Origin of the sequence: Streptomyces sp. SLBN-8D4 (assembly GCF_049739545.1) — a bacterium.
Classification (GTDB): domain Bacteria; phylum Actinomycetota; class Actinomycetes; order Streptomycetales; family Streptomycetaceae; genus Streptomyces; species Streptomyces canus_C.
Genome location: NZ_JBMGQC010000001.1, coordinates 5,922,688 through 5,940,064, shown reverse-complemented (window position 1 = coordinate 5,940,064; position 17,377 = coordinate 5,922,688). Strand labels below are relative to the sequence as shown.

The following is a 17,377-nucleotide window of genomic DNA, read 5'->3' as shown; positions in this document are numbered from 1 at the left end:
ACCCCTCGGACCGGGAGCGGTGGCTGGACGCGTACGTATGCGACAGCGCGTCTCGGCCATGTCGGCCCGGTGGACGGGGCCCTTGACTGGAGCCATGACACAAGACATGACACAGAACAGCAGGAGCAGCGGATTCGTCCTCGGCGCGGCCACGGTCGCCACGGGCCTGATCGCCGGGACCTTCTACGTCTTCGCGTGCGCCGTGATGCCGGCCCTGGCCCGCAGCGACGACCGCGTCTACGTCGAGGTGATGCGGGACATCAACGAGGTCATCCAGAACCCGGTGTTCTTCCTCGGCTTCCTGGGCGCCCCGCTGCTCACGGCGGTGGCGGCCTGGCAGGCGCGGGGCCGGGGGTACCGGCGGTGGGTGTGGGCGGCCCTGGCGGCCTCCGCCCTGGCGTTCCTGGTCACCGTCGCCCTCAACGTCCCCCTCAACGACGCCCTCGCGCGGGGCGGCGATCCCGGCGCCCTGCGCGAGGAGTTCGAGGACCCGTGGGTGGCGTGGAACGCCGTACGGGCTGTGTTGCTGACGGTGACGCTGGGGCTCCTGGTGAAGGCCACGGGCAGTCGTGCCGCCGGGCGCGACTAGCTGACAGCTTCTGGCTTCTGGCTTCTGGCTTCTGGCTACTGGCTCTAGCTATTGGCCACTGGCCATTGGCTAGACGTCGGAGTACTTCGCGTCGGCCGCCGGGTCCAGGGCCAGCCGGTATCCCCGCTTGACCACCGTCTGGATCAGCTTCGGCGCCCCCAGGGCCGTACGGAGGCGGGCCATCGCCGTCTCCACCGCGTGTTCGTCGCGGCCCGCGCCCGGCAGTGCCCGCAGGAGCTCCGCCCGGGACACCACCCAGCCGGGCCGCCGCGACAGCGCCCGCAGCAACGACATCCCCGCGGGCGGCACCGGCCGCAGCACCCCGTCGACCAGCACCGCGTGCCCCCGGATCTCCACCCGGTGGCCGGCGATGGGCAGCGACCGGGCCCGCCCGGGAAGCTCCTGGCACAGCAACTGCACCAGCGGACCGAGCCGGAAACGCTCGGGCGAGACCGTCTCCACCCCCCGCGCCTGCAACGGCACCGCGGTCACCGGCCCGACACAGGCCGGCAGCACATCATGGTTGAGCGCGGCGAGCAGCTCCGGCAGCAGGCTCCGGTCCTCGGCCCGGGACAGCAGCGAGGCCGCGGCCGGCGCGCTCGTGAAGGTCAGCGCGTCCAGCCCCCGCGAGACGGCCGCGTCCAGCAGCCGGTCCACCGGCCCGATGTCCTCCGGCGGCATCCACCGGTACACCGGCACCCCGACGACCTCCGCTCCCCCGGCCCGCAGCGCCTCCACGAACCCGGGCAACGGCTCACCGTGCAACTGGATGGCGATACGGCGGCCCTCGACCCCCTCCTCCAGCAGCCGGTCGAGCACCTCGGCCATGGACTCGGACGACGGCGACCAGTCCTCCGTCAGCCCGGCGGCCCGGATGGACCCCTTGACCTTGGGTCCGCGCGCGAGCAGTTCCACCTCGCGCAGCCGGTCGAGAAGCGTCTCACCGAGCCCCCAGCCCTCGGCGGCCTCGACCCACCCCCGGAAACCGATGGCCGTGGTGGCCACCACGACGTCCGGCGCCTGGTCGATCAGGTCCTTCGTCGCCGCCAGCAGCTCGCTGTCGTCGGAGAGGGGCACGATCCGCAGGGCGGGCGCGTGCAGGACCGCGGCCCCGCGACGCTGGAGCAGCGCACCGAGTTCGTCTGCCCGGCGCGCGGCCGTGACTCCCACGGTGAACCCCGCGAGGGGGCCGTGTTGCTCTGCTGCCTGCTGTTCCTCGTACATGGCTCTCGTCCCGCACTCGAGTCGTCGTACACGGTCGTACGTGGGTCGTCCCTACATGCCGACCGAGCCTGTCAACGGCTCGTGACAGGCTCGGTTCCGGTTCATGTCGCCGGTGTTACGTCACACCTCGGCGTAGCTGAGCTGCGGCTTGGCCTCGGTGGCGGTCGAGGCCTGGCCCTGGGCGGCCGTACGCCGAAGGTATACGGCCCAGGTGACCCCGAAGCAGGCCGCGTAGAAGGCGAGGAAGGCTACGAAGGCGCCGGTTCCGGAGCCGTAGGAGAGGAAGGACTGGCGGAAGGCGAGGTTGATGCCGACACCGCCGAGCGCGCCGACCGCGCCGATCAGCCCCATGGAGGCACCGGAGAGGCGACGCCCGTAGGCGGCGGCCGCTTCGCCTTCGAGCCCCTTGGCGAGGGCCTTCGTGTGGAAGATGCCGGGGATCATCTTGAAGGTCGAGCCGTTGCCGATGCCGGTGAGGACGAACAGCACCACGAACGCGACGGTGAACAGGGCCAGCGACTTCTCCATGCTGGCGGCGATGAGGACGGCGGTCGCCGCGCCCATCCCGACGTAGTTCCACAGCGTGATCTTCGCGCCGCCGTACTTGTCGGCCAGCGCGCCGCCGACCGGGCGGATCAGCGAGCCGAGCAGCGGGCCGATGAAGGTGACGTACGCGGCCTCCAGCGGAGTCCGGCCGAACTGGTTCGTCAGCACCTGCCCGAAGGCGAAGCTGTAGCCGATGAACGAGCCGAACGTGCCGATGTAGAGGAAGGACATGATCCAGGTGTGACCGTCCCGCGCGGCGTCCTTGGCGGCGCCGGTGTCGTTCTTCACGTTCTCGATGTTGTCCATGAAGAGCGCGGCGAGGACGGCGGCGACGAGGATCAGCGGGATGTAGATCCCGAGCAGCACCCGGGGTCCGCCGCTGGCGCCGATGATCGCGAGGGCGATCAGCTGGATGACCGGGACGCCGATGTTGCCGCCGCCGGCGTTGAGCCCGAGGGCCCACCCCTTCTTGCGGAGGGGGAAGAACGCGTTGATGTTGGTCATGGAGGAGGCGAAGTTGCCGCCGCCGATGCCGGCCAGCAGGCCGACCAGCAGGAAGGTGTCGAACGAGGTCCCCGGCTTCATCACGGTGAACGCGGCGACGGTGGGGACGAGGAGCAGGCTGGCCGAGATGATCGTCCAGTTCCGGCCGCCGAAGATCGCGACGGCGAAGGTGTAGGGGACGCGGACGACGGCACCGACGAGCGTGACCATCGACGTGAGCAGGAACTTGTCGGCGGGGGTCAGCCCGTACTCCGGTCCCATGAAGAGCACGAGCACGGACCACAGGGTCCAGACCGAGAAACCGATGTGCTCGGAGAGAACGGAGAAGAGCAGGTTCCGCTTGGCGACCTTCTCGCCGGTCTCCTTCCAGAAGGTCTCGTCCTCCGGATCCCACTGCTGGATCCAGCGACCGCCCCTGCTCGGGGGTGCGGGGGCTGTACTAGGGGCTGTCATGACGCCTCCACGGTGCGACGGGGCTCGGTCCTGCTTCGAGTGGCTGACCCCGAAGGTAGGGACGCGGCGTTTCCTGCCTGTGGCACCGGGTGACCGGAAAGGAACTTTGCTCTCACCCCGGCGGGGGGCGGGATGAGAGGTCGTGGGGGCTTTGTGTTACGAACAGCTCCGCGCCGGGAGGCGGCGGTGTGAGGACCGGCGGACTGCTTCAGCCGGCGGCGTCCTCGGGATCGTCGTAGTCCTCGAGAATCCGCAGCCCCAGGTCGGACTCCCACTCCAGCGCCCATCGCCGCAGCTCAGCGATGTCTTCTGGGCCGAGCCCGTAGGCCGCGAACTCCTCATCACTCACCCATACGACACTCTCCAGCCGGTCGCGCAGCTCGCACAGGTCGAACTCGCCCAGCTGCTCCAGCTCGATCACGGAGTAGTACTGGCAGGCTGCGTGAACGTCGGTGATGTCCTGCGGAAGGCCACGGTCGAGGAGGGCGCGCATCTGCGCGCTTGCGAGGTCCTCCGGATCAGGCCCGGGTTCGATGCCGGTGACGACCGGCTGACGTGACAAGGCTTCTTGGACGAGGCCGACCTCGCAGGCTTCCCGGCTGTCCGGATCCGCGACGAGCGGGCGTGCGTCAAGCGGACCGACATCGACCACGGCGACCACGGCGACCACAGCAACCACAGCGACCACCCAGCCTCCGTCCCGCAGGCCACCCGCCAAGTGCGGGACGACATCCGTCATCTCTGCGGAGCGGCCCCCGCCTAGTGCGAGCTCGTAGTCCTCGCTCGTATCCAAGGCACTCCTCACTGGCCAGCTATGCAGCGGGGGCAGCCTCATACCGTGCCGGAGCGGCAGAGCGCGGGAAAGGCTTCCTCCCACGTCTCGCGCACGCCACGTCCCAACATCTTGCGCAGGATCGGCCAGTGGCGGACGAGGTGCGCCTGGTCGAGGTAACGCACGAAGTCGTCCGTCGATCCGGTTGTTCAGGACGATCCGGTACAGGCCGAGCAGCAGCTTCACGTCACCGAGATCGAAGACGCGCAGCCCGGACCAGGCGAGCTGCAGGGGAAGCTCGACGGATCCGCTCTCCGGTCCAGCCAGCTCGTCGAACGTCACCGGAAGCCGCTCGGTCCCATAGCCCCAGCGGGAGGACGCGCTGCTGCTTCCGTCTGCGTACTCGACCACGACAGCAGTATGCCGGGCTTGTACGACAGCCGCGGCGGGACTGCTCAACGCTTCCCACCGCACCGGTTACCCCGGCCCACCTCGAACCACAACAGCTTCCCCGCGCCTCGGTCGAGCAGACCGCTCCCGAGGGACCAGCCGCCCCAGGAGTCGGCGAACTCCTGGACGAGGAACAACCCGCGCCCGCCGACAGCACCCACCGAGCCGGGCGGAACACGGTCACCGGGCGGTTCGGCGAAGGGTGCCGGGATGTAGGGATGGCTGTCCCAGACCCCCACCCGCAGCCGCCCCTCACCGAGGGCGGTCAGCCTCAACGAGGCGGGCCCCTTGGTGTGCAGGTAGGCGTTGGTGACGAGTTCGGACGTCAACAGCTCCACGAGGTCGAGGACGTGGGCCATGCCGTGCCCCTTCAGCGCGGCCCGCACGGTCGTACGTGCGACACGTGCGGCTCTGGGGTCATGCGGCAGACGAAGGGCGTACACCCAGGTGTCGGGCAGGGCTACGGTGACCATCGGATACCTCCGGCGGAAGGGAAGGGGGCTTCGACGACTACTCGCTCAACGGCCTCGCCGGGCGGTGGCTGTGCCTGGGTGGGTGCGCTTCCGGCTTATGGGCGGGGGAGTTGGGCGGTACGTGACCACCGTAGAGCAGATGGTTAGATGCATCTAACTAAACCCATTGGAAGCATCCACTCTTCACTCGTGTGAGGTACCGAGCCGCCGCGCGACGCGGTCTGGAAGGAGACGCCGTGCCGCCCACTAACAGCCCCACGCTCAGGCAGCGGAGGCTGGGCACGGAGCTGCGCAAACTTCGCGAGCGAGCGGGGCTCAGCGCGACCGGCGCCGCCGAACAGCTGGGCGTCAACCAGGCGCGCGTCAGCATGATCGAGACCGGCCGCACACCGATCAGCGCCGAGCGAGTGCGCTCCATGGCCCATGCCTACGACTGCTTCGACGAACCCCTCATCGAGGCTCTCGCGGCGATGACCGGCCGGCGAACACGCGGCTGGTGGGAGGAGTATCGCGACCACGTTCCAGTGGCCCTGGTCGACCTGGCGGAGTTGGAGCACCACGCCGCCGCACTACGTGTGGCGCTCATGCTCCACATCCCGGCACTGCTCCAGACGACAGACCACGCGCGGGCCCTCTTCCAGGCAGTGGTGCCACCCATGCGGCAGTACGAGATGGAGCACCGCCTCACCCACCGCCTCAAACGGCAGGGCGTGCTGCACAGGCAGGACCCGCCTCCGTACACGGCGATCATTCACGAGGCCGCGCTACGCATGGGTTTCGGCGGCCCCGTCGTGGCCCGCGGCCAGCTCAAGCACCTGGCCCACATGAGCGAACTACCGCACGTCACTCTCCGCGTGATCCCGTTCGGAGCGGACCAATTCCCCACCACCGGCCAGTCCTTCGACTACGTCGAGGGACCGGTCCCGCAACTCGACACCGTCCAGCTGGACTCGCACCACGGAGCATGCGAGTTCCTCGATGCGGAAGCGCAGTTGAGCAAGTACCGGGCTGTGCTGGACGGCATGGAATCCTGCGCGCTCCCGCCCACCGAGTCACGCGAATTCATCCACCGCCTCATCCAGGACCTGTGAGGAACAGAACCATGCAGCCCATCCACTGGCAGAAGTCCAGCTACAGCGGCGACGGCTCGAACTGCGTCGAGATAGCCGCCGCCCTCACCGCCATCCAAGTCCGCGACTCAAAGACGACGGGAAGCCCTCACCTTGTCTTCCAGTCATCCGCCTGGGTCCCTTTCATCTCGCACACGGCATCAAACAGCGCCTCACGCCAGTCCGCTGGAGGGTAGCCGAGCCTGGACACCTGATACGCGATTTGTGCGGGTCGCCATCTGCACTGCACAAGGCAGAGCGATCGACCCGACCAATCTCTCCCGTATTTCACCGCACTCCGCCGCATCCGCCTCCACGAACTCCTAAAATCCGACTCCGCCTCAAACGCCAAGTCATCGATCGACTCACTGAACCTCTTGCATCCTCCGTATTCGCAGATCAGGAGGGTGTGAACGGCGACGATGCGTCCGATGCGGTTGGTCGAGCATCGGGCTCGACGAAGGATGCGCCAGGTTTTCAGCTGTGCGAAGGCGCGTTCGCCAGGGGCGCGTAGTCGGGTGTGGTCCCGGTTGTACTGCTGGTAGTGCTCAGGCAGTTCGTGGTGGTGGCAGTAGGGGGTACGGACGGTGGCGTCGGCGCCCTGGTAGGCGCGGTCGGCCACGGCGAGGATCTGTCGCGTGTGGCAGTTCTCTATCACGCCGTGAGCACGGGCGGCGGTCAGGTCGTGAGTGCGTCCGGGCAAGGCCCGCGAGAACCACAGGGGTGTGCCGTCGGGTGCGGCGACAACCTGCACGTTCATACCGTGCTTCTTGTGCTTCTGGGAGTAGTACGGCTCGTCCGCCGCGACCCGGTCGGTGGGGATCAGAGTGCCGTCCAGGATCACGAAATCGTCCTCGCCGCGGCCGGTCAGGGCCTCGCGCAGGCCTGGTGCCCAGGCGGCGAGGACGTCGATGGCCTCGTCCACGTCCAGGCCATCTCTTCGGAGACGCCGAACCCGACGCTGAGCTGGGCGAGCGTCTCGTTCTTACCCAGGTGGGCAAGGGCGAGTCGTGCCTGACGGAAGCAGCTCAACTTGCGCCAGCGAGTGCAGTGTTCACACCTTCGGGCGTAGATGAGCCATGAGACATGCTCGACCAGCTCGTGCCGGACATCGAGCGTGGAAGGATACGGAACCGACGAAGCCCCCCGGCCGTCGGCGTGTTGAGTGAGATCACCACACCAACGACGAGGGGCTTTGCCACGTCACCGCCCCTGACCAGCCTGGTTCACCCGACAGCCCAGGATGAAAGAGGTTCACTGAGGTTTTCTCAGCGAAATGATCTCTGCAAGGCCGGGGCGAGCAGCAGTGTCGTTGGCGAGCGGGTGTGGGCAACGGACTTAACTCGCTGGCCTGGCGGGGACGGCAGACCTGCTCGGAAGCTGGAGTTAGGATCCGCGAGCACTGTTGGCCCATTCGGGCTGGCCAAGCCCTGTGGGGGATCTTCTGATGACGTTCCGACTGCGCGCTGTCCGCGGGCTCGTGCTGCTGGCCGGCTTCTATCTGATGGGCGTGGTTCTGCTGTCGGCCATGGCGGCGCTCGACTGGCTGCTGGTGACACGGCTGTTCACCGCGCGGGCGGCCTGGTTCGAAGGCATGGTTCTGACCGTCACGGTTCTACTGGCGGCAGCGATTCTGCGAGGCATGTTCGCCTTTCTGCGGGCCGGGCGTCTGGGCCCGGTCCCACACGCGGTGGCGGTCACGCCACAGGATCAGCCCACACTGTGGGAACAGGTGCGCGCCGCCGCCGAAGTGACGGGGGAGCGGCTGCCGGACGAGCTCTACCTGGTCGCCGAGGTCAACGCGGGGGTGGCCGAACAAAACCGCCTGCTGGGGCTGCTGCCCGGACGACGCCGTATGCTCCTGGGCCTGCCGCTGCTCGCGGGGCTGACCGTCCCGCAGCTGCGCGCCGTCCTCGCCCACGAGTTCGGGCACTACAGCAACCTGGACACCCGGCTCGGCGGTGTCACGATGCGCGGCCGGATAGCGGTACTGCACACGGTGGAGGTCTTCCGCGAGGGCAGCACCCGGCTGCACTACGCGATCGGCGCCCTGTACGTCGGCTACGCCCGGATGTTCCTGCGGACTTCGCAGTCCGTGGCCCGCCACCAGGAACTCGCCGCCGACCAGATGGCCGCCCGGTACGCGGGCCGTGACGCGACGGCCGCTGCGCTGCGCATCCTTCCGGTGCTCGCCGCCGCGCACACCCACTACCTGGAGACGTACGCCGCGATGGGCGAGCCGCTGGGAGCGCTGCCGCCTGTCGGCGAGGTGCACGGCGGTTTCCAACGGCTGCTCGCCGCCCGGACGGGGGAGCGGCTCACTGTGCTCTCCGCCGGACAGCGTCCGCCGCGGCCACACGAGTACGACTCGCACCCGCCGACTGCCGAACGGATCGCCCTGATCGAGAAGCTTCCCGCCGATGGGTCGGCCGATGAGTCGGCCGATGAGTCGGCCGCGCTCACCTTGCTGCACGACCCGGACCGGGTGTTCGCTGCGCTGGAGGCGCGCACGCTGCCGCAGGAGGCGGCGCGGCTGGGGCGCATGAGTTGGGACGACCTCGTCATGGCCCGCGCGGTCGCCGACGCCGAGGTCTGGTCCCGGCCGCTGCGGGTCGCCGTGGCCAGGACGCTGCGCTCATCGGCGCGAGGCGCAGACGATACGGTGAGCGCACGCCGAGATGCCACGGCCGAGGGGGTGGCGAAGGACCAGTTGCCCGGCTTGGAGGAGATACTCGACGCGTTCGACCGCGGCCTGCTATGGATGGCGGTCGCCGACCGCATGCCCAAGCCGCATCAGGCGGCGCGACTGATCGGGCCGTCCGCCCGCAACTTCATCCGGCCCAAGGTCTTCGAGGGGCTCGCGGGCATGGTTCACCTGCGCCTCGCCGAGGCCGGACACACCACCCCGGACATCGCGTGGTCGGGGCAGCCGGGGCTCGTCCTACCCGAGGCGTGGGAGAAGGGCATGGACGACGCCCTCGACGCGGCCGTCGCCGACACGCCCGACACTGCCCCCCTGCGCGCCCTACTCGTCGGCCCCCACCCCGTGTCCGCATAACCGCCGTTCGAACTGCGATCCCCCACACCTCCCAAGTGGTGGCTGTCAGGTCTTGCGAACCTGGCCAGTGGAGCTGGTGGCCGGGCCACTTTGTCACCAGTTGGCTGCCAGAGCACAGGACACCGTAGCTGGGAAAGAGTCCCCGGACCGTCCTCACTCCGTCACCCCGCAACAGCGTATTTCGTCGGTTTCCCGGTGCGGGGCCCAGGCCATGGACAGACGTGAAGCCCCCGGTAGGACAGTCTCATTCACGAGATCGTCCGCTGAACTAGAGGCTTCACGTTGGTCACCTATGTTGCCGCGCTCGACGTCCCGCGCCACGTCGTCGAGTTTCTCACCCGCCTGCTGGCCGCCCGTGCTGTCGGGTTCGGGCACGCAGGTCATCAACCCGAACACCTACTGACCGAAACGGCTCTCCATCGGATGACACGGCTGGGCTCCGCCTCCCGCGCGCACGGAGGCGGAGCCCAAAGTCGTCAGGACCCCTGTCCCCCGGTCGCCAAAGCCCCCACTCGACCCTGTCGTGAACCGTTCGGCCACAACCTGGGCCTCCTCTTCGCCGCCAGGTCCTCGATCCAGCCGAACGCGAGAATCGCGAGCCCGATCAGCGGCCACACCAGGAAGAACATCCACAGCGTGTCCGTCGAGTCGAGCGCGGCGACCGCACGGTCGCTCTGCATGAAGGGGAGGCTGTAGGCCAGGTCGATGACGGGGACCGTGGCCATGATCAGCAGGTTGTGCCAGAGGTAGATCGTGACGGCGCGGTTGTTGGAGAGGGTGACCAGCTTGTCCCAGCGGGCGAGGCGGCCCGGGAGTTCCTGCCAGGACGGCGAGTACTGGAGCAGGATCACCACGAAACCGAACGACCAGGTCGCCTGGGCGAGCGGGATGTCGTTCAGGTCCCAGCCCTCGGGGCCCAGGTGGCCGGAGGCCCACCACAGGGCGAAGGACATCACCAGGACCGATCCGGAGACGGCGAGATAGCGCGGGACCTTCGCCAGCACTCCCTCGTGGTGCGCGAAACCGAGGACCCAGCAGCTGCCGTAGATCGCGAAGTCGGTGACCGCGTTGCCGAGTTCGCCGGGGATGGTCACCAGTCCCGTGCCCACCACCGCCGTCAGGGCCAGCGGGGCCAGCAGGGTCGCCCAGGGCACCTTGCGGAAGGCCCACAGCAGCAAGGGAGACGCCAGTACGAACCACAGATACGCGCGGAGGTACCACAGCGGGCCCACCGCCTGGTCCGCCCATGTGCTCTCCAGCAGGTCGTTCGGGAAGCCGACCTCCCAGGGGTACGGCGGCGCCCCGATCGGGATGACGTAGTTCACCAGCTCCAGCAGGCCCCACGTGCCGCTGTGGTCCGGGTCCTCTGACAACTTCCAGCCGCCGACGAACATCAACGGCAGCACCACCGCGCTGAATGCCCAGAGGGGAGGCAGGAGTCGGCGGACCCGGCCCCTGATCACGCTCAGGGTCGGCCTCTTCAGTGAACGCGCCATCAGCGAGCCCGCCAGCGCGAACATCACGCCCATCGACGGGAACAGGACGGTCAGCCACGCCCAGCCGAAGAGGTGGTAGAGGACGACTCGGACCAGGGCGAGGGAGCGGAGGAGGTCCAGGTAGCGGTCCCGGCCGGCTGCCTTGGAGGCAGTGACCACCCCCTGCCGGCCCGCCGTGTACTCCTGCGTCATCCGACCGGCCTCCGCTCGTCGCTCTCACTGCGTGCCTGCTGCCGCGGTACCGGTCCGCCCGGTGCCTCGACGACTCCCGTGCGGCGCAGCTTCTGCCAGCGCAGGCGGCCTCCGGTGAGGGCCGTGATCCAGGACTGGAGCAGGACGACGTACATGAGCTGGCGGTAGAGGATCTGCTGCAACGGCAGCGAGATCAGGTGGGTCATGCGTTCCCGGTCGAGGCGGAAGGCGTAGGCGGCGCAGACCACTTGGATCGCGAGGACGCCCAGCCAGGCCACGATCGTCTTCTCGGTCGGGCCGAACACGACGCCGTAGAGGAGGAACACGTCGATCAGGGGGGCCAACAGGGGTGCGACCACCATGAACAGGGAGACCAGGGGGAGGCCGACGCGGCCGAAGCGGCCCGACGGGCCCCGTTCGACCAGAGCACGCCGGTGCTTCCAGATCGCCTGCATGGTGCCGTACGACCACCGGTAGCGCTGGGACCAGAGCTGCTGGACGGACTCCGGTGCCTCCGTCCAGGCGCGCGCCTTCTCGGCGTAGACCACGCGCCAGCCGTCCCGGTGCATGGCCATGGTGATGTCGGTGTCCTCGGCGAGCGTGTCGTCGCTCATGCCGCCGACCCGTTCCAGGGCGGACCGGCGGAAGGCTCCCACCGCGCCCGGGATGGTCGGCATGCAGCGCAGGACGTCGTACATCCGGCGGTCGAGGTTGAAGCCCATCACGTACTCGATGTGCTGCCAGGCGCCGATCAGCGAGTCCCGGTTGCCGACCTTCGCGTTGCCGGCCACGGCTCCCACTCGCGGGTCACCGAAGGGCTGGACCAGCTCCCGTACGGTGGAGGGCTCGAAGACCGTGTCGCCGTCCATCATCACGATGATGTCGTGACGGGCGTTCGCCAGACCGCGGTTGAGGGCGGCCGGCTTGCCCGCGTTGAGCTGGCGGACCACCCGGACGTTCGGCAGGCCCATCGCCTCGACGATCCGCGCGGTGCCGTCGCTCGAACCGTCGTCGATGACGAGCACCTCGATGGGATGCTCACTCGCCATCAGGGAACGCACGGTGTTCTCGATGCACTTGGCCTCGTTGTACGCCGGGACCAGCACCGACACCGGCTGGGTGACCGGCGCTCCCCAGCGGAAGTCCTTGCGGCGCACCCGGCGGGCGTGGATGCCCGAGAGCAGCAGCATGAGGACGAAGCGCCCGATGACCAGGGACCCGATGATCGAGAGCCCGACGACGAGGACGTCGGTGATGTGCTCGGAGGCCTGGACCAGGAAGATCCACGCCTTGCCCTTCCACAGTTCGGGTCCGGCGACGGCGGTGTGCGCGGTGGGCGCGTCGAGGGCCTCGGTGAGGTTGTCGAACGCGTAGCCCTTGTCCTTCATCTCGGGCAGGAACCGGTCGAGCGCCTGGACCGTCTGGTGGCGGTCGCCGCCGGAGTCGTGCATGAGCACGACCGCGCCCTTGCCGCTCTTCGGCGTGGCGTTGCGGATGATCTGGCGGACGCCGGGCTTCTGCCAGTCCTCGCTGTCGGTGTTGTTGACGACCGTGATGTAGCCGCGGGTGCCGATGTACTCGGTGACCGGCCAGGACCTGTCGTCCATGGCGTCGGCGAAGGAGGAGTACGGCGGACGGAAGAGCGAGGTGCGGATACCGGCCGCGCCGGCGAGCGCGAGCTGGTTCTGGGAGAGCTCCCAGTCGATGCGCTTCTTCGACTGGAAGGACAGGTCGGGGTGGTTGAAGGTGTGCAGGCCGATCTCGTGGCCCTCGTCGACCATGCGCTTGACCAGGTCCGGGTAGCGGGAGGCCATGGTGCCGGTGACGAAGAAGACCGCGTGCGCGTGGTGCTTCTTCAGGACGTCCAGGACCTTGGGGGTCCAGGTCGGGTCGGGGCCGTCGTCGAAGGTGAGGACGAGCCGGTGGTCGGGCACCTTCAGGCTGGTGGCCCGTCCGCCGCGGGTGTCGATCACCGGGCCGCCGTCGAGGATCCTCTCCGGCACCTTGTCGGTGGCGGCCTCGGCCCGGATGCGGTGGTCGGCGAGGATCTCGCTGTGGACGTAGCCGCGCAGCATCAGCATCGCCATGAGGGCGACGAGGACGAGCACGGGCAGTAGCAGGCGCATGGGCAGGCGACGGCGCATGGGCAGGCGACGGCGCCTGGAGCCGTCGGGGGCTCCTGGTGCGGCGGCCCCTGGGCGGCGGGTGCGGGTTGCCATCAGAGGATGTGCTCCGGGGACGTGGCGGAGAGCGGGGCGCCGGCCGGCACGGGAGCGGAGGTGGCGGACGGCTCCGACGCGGCCGGCGGGGTGCCGGTGGTCTCCGACGCGATGGGCGAGGGGGTGGCCGGGCCGTCGGCGACCGTGCCGGGTCCTGCGCTGTCACCGCCCGTGGTCTGGGTCGGGGCGACCGAGGGGTCGGGGCTCGTGGTGACGGGCGGGGTGACCGACGGGCTGGGCGGCGGGGTCACCGACTGCGTCGGCTGTGTCGACGGATCGGCGCTGACCGACGGTTTGCCGCCCGGCTGGGTGGCGGTGGCCGACGGATCGGCGGAGGCCCCCGCCTTGCCGGGGCTGACGGTGGCGCCGGGCGCGGTGCCGCTGACTCCCGGAACCGGTGTCGCCCCGCCGCTGACCGTCGGGGTGGTCCCGGGGACCACCCCCGCGCCGGCGGAGGGCGCGGGGGACTCGGCCGGCATCGGGCTGGTGTCGACCTTGCCGGCCGGGGCGTCGTCCTTCGGGCCGGTCATGGGGAGCCAGGGTGCGTTGGAGTTGCCGGACAGCAGGGTGACGACGATGACGACGGCGTAGACCGCGCAGGCCAGACCGACGGCGATGCCTATCCGGCGGAAGCGCCGGCTGCGCCGGCCGGACTCGTCGACGAAGACCGGGCCGTCGGAAGCCTCGGTTGCGCCGTCCCCGCCGGGGCGGCCCTCGATGCGGTCGTCGCCGCTCACGCTGATCGCGTCGAGCTGGACGGTCACCTCGTGCGGGTCGTGGGTGCCCTCGTCACCGCTGCCGGACTCGTCCCAGGGGTCGCGTACGACGGTTCTGCGGCCGGGCGGCTCCGGGAGGTCCCCGTCGCGGTCCGCCCTCGGGGCTCCCGGGAAGTCCCGGGCGCCGCTCTCGCCCGTGCTTCCCGCGCTTCCCGCGCTTGCCGCGCTTCCCGGCTTTGGCGGCTTTCCCGGCGTTCGCGGCGTCGGCAACTCGGTGCGGTCGGCCGTCGGCTCGGGGCCTTCGGTGCCGACCGAGCGGGAGAGTCCCGCGGGCGGGGCATCGGCTGAGCCGAATACCCCGGTCGCTCCGGTCTCCGGGAACGTCTGGGTGGCGCCCCCTGCCATCGGCATGTCCTGGGTCCCTGATGCAACCTCGGGCCATTCCGGTTGGGCGTCTTCTCGCCACTTTTTCACGCGCACGCACATCCCCCCACGGGCTGATCTGGGCGCGCTGTCGACCTTGAGCACACGTCGGCCGAACCGGGCCCCCACCCGGTCCGAGCGCCCCCCTTACCACACCGTGCTCAGGCGCCGAATGTAGCGCAGTCGAAGGATGTGTGTTTGCCACGTGTCATTTGTGGATGTTCATATCGGCCTCATCGATGGCTGGAATCCATCCATCGGAGGGTCGGCGAAGCCAGTCGTGTTCGACGGACAGTTCGATTGCGGCACGCCGGAGGGCATCGAAGGCGGGGTGCACCAGACCCTTGCGCCACACGAGGGACACGGGCGACAGCGGTACCGGGTCGACCAGCGGACGCAGCACGGTGGCGGGCATGGCCGGGAAATCCACGACCGCGAGAATCGGGTTCCGGGTCTTCGCCATGATCCGCTGGAACTCCTCGTCGCCGACCGCGAGCGGGGCCGGCGGGGCGATCCGGATGCCCCGTCCTTCGAACAGCCGACGAGCGAGATCGGTCCATTCCGGAGTGCGCGGATTTCCGGCCCCCGCGTACACGGTTTCGCCCTCCAGGGCGGCGAGCGGGACCCGCTCCAGCGCGGCCAGCCGGTGGTCCTCGGGGAGGACGACGGCCATGGGCTCGCAGCGCACGGGCTGGTGGTCGAGACCCGACCGCAGCGCCGGGTCCACACCGGCGAACCGGCCGAAGGACGCGTCGAGGCGACCGGTCAGCAACTGCGCCGCCGCGCCCGTCAGCCCGCTCTCGTAGCGGGCCATCAGCTCCTGGTCAGGGGCGAGTTCCCGGGCGCGCAGCAGCACGGCGCGGGCGGTGGCCTGGTCGGGGAAGTTCAGGTCCACGAGCAGGGGGCGGGCCTGCGCGAAGGCGGCGAGCAGCTCGTCCTGGGCGTCCAGGGCCCGGCGGGCGTACGGCACCAGCCGCTCGCCGTCGGCGGTCAGTGTCACCTGCCGGGTGGTGCGCACGAACAGCTCCGCGCCCAACTCCCGCTCCAGTCGTCGCACATCGCGGCTGAGCGCCTGCTGGGCGACGTAGAGCCGGGCCGCCGCGCGCGTGAAGTGGAGCTCGTCGGCGACGACGAGGAAGGCGCGCAGGAGACGGGGGTCGAGGTGGTGGGGGCGGGGGCCGGGACTCGGGCTGGGCACGGACATCGGGCGAACTTACAACACAGGTGCGTGAATCGGCGCCGAGCAGGTGTTGGACCCCTTGATCGCCCTCACGCGACGGTAGCCACATGCCGCAACCGAACCGACCGATGTTCACCACGACCGCGGACGCGCTCGTCATCGTCGACTTCAGTCCACGAGGCCCGCGCGCGCAGCGTTCCCCACGTCGCCGCGTCCCCGGTCCCTACCGCCGTCTTCTCGCCACCCCCGGAGCCCGCGCGTTCACCATCGGGAATCTTCTCGCCCGGCTTCCGATGGGCATGTTCAGCGTCAGCGCGGTCGTCATGATCGCGGAGACGCGTGGGTCGTACGCCCTCGCCGGCGCCGTCACCGCGGCCGGTCTCGGGGCCACGGCGGTGGTCGCCCCGTGGACCGCGCGGCTCGTCGACCGACACGGACAGGCCAAGATCGCCGTACCGGCCACGGCACTCGCCGCGCTGGGTTCGCTGGCGCTGCTGCTGTGCGTCCGCCTCGGCGCCCCGGCGTGGACGCTCTTCGTGTCGTACGCCGCCACCGCCACGACCCCCAACCTCGGAGGCATGTCCCGGGCCCGCTGGGCCCACTTCCTCCACGGCGACGAGAGCTCGCTGCATGTCGCGAACTCCTTCGAGCAGGCCGTGGACGAGGCGTGCTACATGCTGGGGCCGGTCCTCGCGGCCTTCCTGTGCACGGCGTTCTTCCCGGAGGCGGGCACGCTGACCGGGGTGGTGCTGCTGGTGACGGGCGTGCTGGTGTTCACGGCACAGCGCTCGACGGAGCCGCCGGTGCGGGGGTGCGGCCCCTCGAAGGCGCCCTTCCGCGCGCCCGGCGTCCCTCCCCTCCTCGCCGTCTGCCTCGCGATGGGTGCCGTCTTCGGCTCCATGGAGGTGGTCACCATCGCGTTCGCCGACGCGCAGGGACACCGTTCGGCGGCCGGGATCGTGCTGGCGCTCCAGGCGGCCGGTTCGTGCGCGGCGGGGCTGACGTACGGGGCGACCCGGAGGGCGGGGTCGGTGTCGGGGTCGGTCGAGGACCGGTACGTGTGGTGCATAGCCGCCATGACGGCCCTGCTGACGCTCCCCCTGCTGACCGCCTCCCTCACCGGCTCCCTGCCCCTCCCTGGCGGCCGCGCTGCTGATCGCCGGGATGGCGACCGCCCCGACGATGGTCACCGGCATGACCCTGGTCCAGCGACGCACCCCGCCCGGCCGCCTCAACGAGGGCATGACCCTCGCCGTGACCGGCCTGCTCGGCGGAATCGCCTGCGGCAGCGCGGCCGGCGGCTGGACGGCGGAGCACGTGTCGCCGGTGGCGGGCTACGGCGTCCCGGTCACGGCGGCCGCGGCAGCCCTGATGACCGCCCTCACGTGGACGAGGCCGACGAGGACATGACCCGCCTCACCGACCCCGGCACGACAGGCACGACCGACAGGACCGACAGGACCGGCAGGACCGGCACGACCGGCACGACCGGCGAACCGGCAACTGGACGAGGCAGCACCCGTCACCCGCGGCGGCGTACGACATCCCGGTCACCGCAGCCGCACCAGCCCTGCTGACCGGCCCACCCGGACGAGCCCCCGGGACACGACCCGCCGCACCGGCACCGGCACCGGACCCGCACCGACGACCGCTCGCCCGTGGCCGAGCCCCGAAGACATGACCCGCCTCGCCTACGTCAGCACAACCGGCGAGCGGGCGACGCAGCACCCACCGGCGACGGCCCACGACGCCCCCTTCGCCTCAGCCGCCTGGACGAGCCCCCGAAACATGCCCCTCCCCGACGACCACCCTCCCCACCCCCTATCGTCGAATCGCTTCACCCGATCCTGCACAACCCATTGACGACCTTCAAAGCCGCCACATACGTTCCTTCGTCGAAGCGCTTCGACGGGGGTCGTCGAATCGAGTCGAATCGACGACCCCTGCGCGGCGCCCGGCCCGGAGCAACCATC

12 protein-coding genes and 2 pseudogenes are annotated in these 17,377 nt (G+C 69.9%); 5 read left to right on the top strand and 9 right to left on the bottom strand.

Translation table 11 applies throughout. The features are described 5' to 3' along the window. The first annotated feature begins 94 nt into the window (after window positions 1–94). The gene (locus RKD20_RS26955; RefSeq protein WP_424879961.1) at window positions 95–589 is read left to right on the top strand and encodes a DUF1772 domain-containing protein; all 495 of its coding nucleotides are present in this window, start codon (window positions 95–97) and stop codon (window positions 587–589) included. A 69-nt stretch (window positions 590–658) separates the two neighbouring features. Here the strand turns inward: RKD20_RS26955 and RKD20_RS26950 are convergent, their stop codons facing one another. The 4 genes from RKD20_RS26950 to RKD20_RS26935 form a co-directional block, all read right to left on the bottom strand. Beyond that, window positions 659–1,813, bottom strand: coding sequence for a uroporphyrinogen-III synthase (locus tag RKD20_RS26950; RefSeq protein ID WP_424879960.1), 1,155 nt, complete (start codon window positions 1,811–1,813; stop codon window positions 659–661). A gap of 120 nt (window positions 1,814–1,933) precedes the next feature. Further along, the gene (locus RKD20_RS26945) at window positions 1,934–3,316 is read right to left on the bottom strand and encodes a nitrate/nitrite transporter (RefSeq protein WP_424879959.1); all 1,383 of its coding nucleotides are present in this window, start codon (window positions 3,314–3,316) and stop codon (window positions 1,934–1,936) included. A gap of 208 nt (window positions 3,317–3,524) precedes the next feature. After that, the gene (locus RKD20_RS26940; RefSeq protein ID WP_424879958.1) at window positions 3,525–4,499 is read right to left on the bottom strand and encodes a hypothetical protein; all 975 of its coding nucleotides are present in this window, start codon (window positions 4,497–4,499) and stop codon (window positions 3,525–3,527) included. A gap of 44 nt (window positions 4,500–4,543) precedes the next feature. Next, window positions 4,544–5,011, bottom strand: coding sequence for an ATP-binding protein (locus tag RKD20_RS26935; protein WP_424879957.1), 468 nt, complete (start codon window positions 5,009–5,011; stop codon window positions 4,544–4,546). Window positions 5,012–5,247: 236 nt separating this feature from the next. Here RKD20_RS26935 and RKD20_RS26930 point away from each other — a divergent pair, with 236 nt between their 5' ends. Both RKD20_RS26930 and RKD20_RS26925 read left to right on the top strand, forming a co-directional pair. Then, window positions 5,248–6,102 (top strand): helix-turn-helix domain-containing protein, encoded by an 855-nt coding sequence (locus RKD20_RS26930; RefSeq protein ID WP_424879956.1) that lies wholly within the window; start codon window positions 5,248–5,250, stop codon window positions 6,100–6,102. A gap of 11 nt (window positions 6,103–6,113) precedes the next feature. Continuing rightward, complete coding sequence (locus tag RKD20_RS26925) at window positions 6,114–6,317, top strand: DUF397 domain-containing protein (protein WP_424879955.1); 204 nt, start codon at window positions 6,114–6,116, stop codon at window positions 6,315–6,317. A 185-nt stretch (window positions 6,318–6,502) separates the two neighbouring features. Here the strand turns inward: RKD20_RS26925 and RKD20_RS26920 are convergent. Then, window positions 6,503–7,298: pseudogene (locus tag RKD20_RS26920) on the bottom strand (transposase family protein); the annotation flags it as partial. Window positions 7,299–7,567: 269 nt separating this feature from the next. On the opposite strand from RKD20_RS26920, the gene RKD20_RS26915 reads away from it, so the two are divergent. Continuing rightward, on the top strand, window positions 7,568–9,178 hold the full coding sequence (locus tag RKD20_RS26915) for a M48 family metallopeptidase (protein WP_424879954.1): 1,611 nt from the start codon (window positions 7,568–7,570) through the stop codon (window positions 9,176–9,178). Between the two features lie 476 nt (window positions 9,179–9,654). On the opposite strand, the gene RKD20_RS26910 is transcribed toward RKD20_RS26915, so the two are convergent. The 4 genes from RKD20_RS26910 to RKD20_RS26895 all read right to left on the bottom strand — a co-directional run bounded on the left by RKD20_RS26910 (window position 9,655) and on the right by RKD20_RS26895 (window position 15,428). After that, complete coding sequence (locus RKD20_RS26910) at window positions 9,655–10,866, bottom strand: acyltransferase family protein (RefSeq protein ID WP_424879953.1); 1,212 nt, start codon at window positions 10,864–10,866, stop codon at window positions 9,655–9,657. After that, window positions 10,863–13,085 carry a glycosyltransferase gene (locus RKD20_RS26905; RefSeq protein ID WP_424879952.1) on the bottom strand — a complete coding sequence of 741 codons (2,223 nt, stop codon included), beginning with the start codon at window positions 13,083–13,085 and terminating at the stop codon, window positions 10,863–10,865. The genes RKD20_RS26910 and RKD20_RS26905 overlap by 4 nt, the downstream gene beginning before the upstream one ends. After that, on the bottom strand, window positions 13,085–14,212 hold the full coding sequence (locus tag RKD20_RS26900; RefSeq protein ID WP_424879951.1) for a hypothetical protein: 1,128 nt from the start codon (window positions 14,210–14,212) through the stop codon (window positions 13,085–13,087). Before RKD20_RS26900 ends, RKD20_RS26905 begins: the two co-directional genes overlap by 1 nt. A 220-nt stretch (window positions 14,213–14,432) precedes the next feature. Further along, window positions 14,433–15,428, bottom strand: coding sequence for a LysR family transcriptional regulator (locus RKD20_RS26895; protein ID WP_424879950.1), 996 nt, complete (start codon window positions 15,426–15,428; stop codon window positions 14,433–14,435). A 269-nt stretch (window positions 15,429–15,697) separates the two neighbouring features. Here RKD20_RS26895 and RKD20_RS26890 point away from each other — a divergent pair. Continuing rightward, window positions 15,698–16,814: pseudogene (locus tag RKD20_RS26890) on the top strand (MFS transporter). Window positions 16,815–17,377 lie beyond the last annotated feature (563 nt).